Annotated in this window: 3 protein-coding genes; 2 read left to right on the top strand and 1 reads right to left on the bottom strand. The window is 67.7% G+C overall.

Annotation, left to right across the window (positions count from 1 at the left end; all coding sequences use genetic code 11):
- The coding region (gene ccmI, locus ACH13J_RS18230; RefSeq protein WP_397544765.1) for a c-type cytochrome biogenesis protein CcmI at positions 1–429 on the bottom strand (429 nt) is incomplete at its 3' end.
- A gap of 205 nt (positions 430–634) precedes the next feature.
- On the opposite strand from ccmI, the gene ACH13J_RS18225 reads away from it, so the two are divergent.
- Positions 635–1,879, top strand: a complete 1,245-nt coding sequence (locus ACH13J_RS18225; RefSeq protein ID WP_397544764.1) for a sarcosine oxidase subunit beta family protein — start codon at positions 635–637, stop codon at positions 1,877–1,879.
- Positions 1,880–2,045: 166 nt separating this feature from the next.
- Complete coding sequence (locus tag ACH13J_RS18220; protein ID WP_397544763.1) at positions 2,046–2,285, top strand: hypothetical protein; 240 nt, start codon at positions 2,046–2,048, stop codon at positions 2,283–2,285.
- Positions 2,286–2,391 lie beyond the last annotated feature (106 nt).

Raw genomic sequence — 2,391 nt, 5'->3', positions numbered from 1 at the left:
GGCCTGGTCGAGCCGGTCGGCGCGGGCCGCTTCCGACGCGGCGATGCGGGAGGCGCGCGGCAGGTCCTCGTAGCCGGGCGCCCCGAGACGGGAATAAATCAGCGCGGAGCCGCCCCCGACGACCAAGACCGCGATCAGCGCCATGGCCCATCCCGCGGCCCTCGGCTGGCCGCCCGTGCGGCCATGCGCCCGCAGCTGCGCGTCCGCCGCGAGGATCCGGCGTGACACCTCGGCACGCAGGCGTTCTGCCTCCTCGGTGCCGATCACGCCGCGCGCGAGGTCGCGGTCCACCTCCTTTAGCTGGTCGCGGTATACTTGCAGGTCATAGGCCGCGGGCGGCTCGGCCCCAGTGCGCCCGCGCAGAACCGCGAGCCCGAGAACGGCGCCGCAAAAGAGCCCGAGGGCTATGATCACGATCCAGAACAGCATGGGTCCTCCGAAAACCTGTCCCCGTTTAGCCGGGCCGGCACCCGAGCAAAAGAGGCAAGTGGTCACAAGGGCGCGCGCGGGACGCGCCGCCGATGTCGCGAATCGAGCATCTTATGCCGCGCAGGATATCCTGCATCGGCCCCGCATGTCGCATTAACGCAGGCATGGCAGCCTGCCTGCGAATCCAACTGATCCGGGGACGCCCATGAAACGCTACTCCGCCTTCGCCGTCGCCAAGGAAGCGCTCAGCTACCATCTGGGCTGGGAACGGGCATGGCATTCGCCCGAGCCCCGGCAGCGGTATGATGCGATCATCATCGGCGCGGGGGGGCACGGGCTGGCAACGGCCTATTACCTCGGCAAGAATTTCGGCATCACGAACGTCGCGATCCTCGAAAAGGGGTGGCTTGGAGGCGGCAACACCGGGCGCAACACGACGATCATCCGGTCGAACTACCTGCAAGACCCCTCGGCGGCGATATACGAAAAATCGCGCAGCCTGTACGAGACGCTGAGCCAGGAGCTGAACTACAACATCATGTACAGCCCCCGCGGCGTCATCATGCTGGCCCAGACGGAAGCCGAGGTGCGCGGCTACAAGCGCACCGCGCAGGCCAACGCGCTGCAGGGGGTGGATACCGAGTTCATCACGCCCCACCGCGTGCAGCAGATCGTGCCCATCATCAATCTGGAGGGGCCGCGTTACCCCGTGCTCGGTGGGCTCTGGCAGGCCCGCGCAGGCACGGCCCGGCACGACGCGGTGGCGTGGGGCTTTGCCCGGGCATGTTCGGCCATGGGCATGGACGTGATCCAGAAATGCGAGGTCACCGGCATCCGCAGCGAGGGCGGCAAGGTCACCGGCGTGACCACCAACCGCGGCGACATCGGCTGTGACAAGCTGGGTATCGTTGTGGCGGGGCACTCGGGGCACCTTGCCGAAATGGCGGGCTTCCGGCTGCCGATCGAGAGCGTGGCGTTGCAGGCGCTGGTGTCGGAGCCGATCAAGCCCTGCATGGACTGCGTCGTGATGGCCAACACCGTGCACGGCTACATGAGCCAGTCCGACAAGGGCGAGATGGTCATCGGCGGCGGCGCCGACGGTTACAATAACTATACCCAGAGGGGAAGCTTCCACCACATAGAGGAAACGGTGCGCGCGCTGTGCGAAACCTTCCCCATGATCCAGCGGCTCAAGATGCTGCGGCAGTGGGGCGGGATCGTGGACATGACCGGCGACCGCTCGCCCATCCTGTCCAAGACGCCGCTGGAGAACTGTTTCATCAACTGTGGATGGGGGACCGGCGGGTTCAAGGCAACGCCCGGCTCTGGCTGGGGCTTTGCCGAGCTCATGGCCAAGGGCTATTCGCCGCTTTGCGATGCCTTCTCGCTGGATCGCTTCAAGGAAGGGCGCTTCATCGACGAATCCGTTGCCGCGGGGGTGGCGCACTGATGCGGTCCCTGATGCTTGGCAACAACCCGCCGAAAGCGGAGACCGGCCGACATCACCCGGTGGTTTTCGCGGGGTTTGGCCGGTTCCGGCCGGTACACGCCGCCGGGGCTTTCGGACCGTGGGGCGGGGGCGCATCCTCGGTGTCATTGACACAGGAGGAACGCCCATGGCCCACAATTGGCAACGAACGCACGACATGCCGGATTTCACCCGCAGCGGTCAGGACACCGCGGGCGGGGGGCGGCTTGTCTGGCTGGTCATCGTGGTCGCGCTGCTCGGCGGTTTGGTGCTGGCCAGCGCAATCAGCTACGGCCCCGCACCCGTCGAGCAGACCGGCGGTGCGGACGGTGCGCCCGTCACGCTGTCCGATGACGGGCCGGCCGGCGCGGCCGCGTCCGGCGACTGAAAACGCGACCACTGCGATTCCGGGCGGGCGCCGGGCGGGGCCCGCCCGGCTGCTTCCCCGCCCCCCCCCTTCCCCGAAAATCCACAACCCCACACGCAGGCGACGC

It is taken from the genome of Roseovarius salis (genome assembly GCF_044472985.1).
GTDB classification, from domain to species: domain Bacteria; phylum Pseudomonadota; class Alphaproteobacteria; order Rhodobacterales; family Rhodobacteraceae; genus Roseovarius; species Roseovarius salis.
The sequence above is the reverse complement of the archived record's forward strand: the minus strand, read 5'-3'. Positions and strand labels throughout refer to the sequence as shown.

Coding starts and splice junctions, on each gene's coding strand:
- ACH13J_RS18225 (WP_397544764.1), top strand. CDS start 635: ATGAAACGCTACTCCGCCTTCGCCGTCGCCAAGGAAGCGCTCAGCTAC.
- ACH13J_RS18220 (WP_397544763.1), top strand. CDS start 2,046: ATGGCCCACAATTGGCAACGAACGCACGACATGCCGGATTTCACCCGC.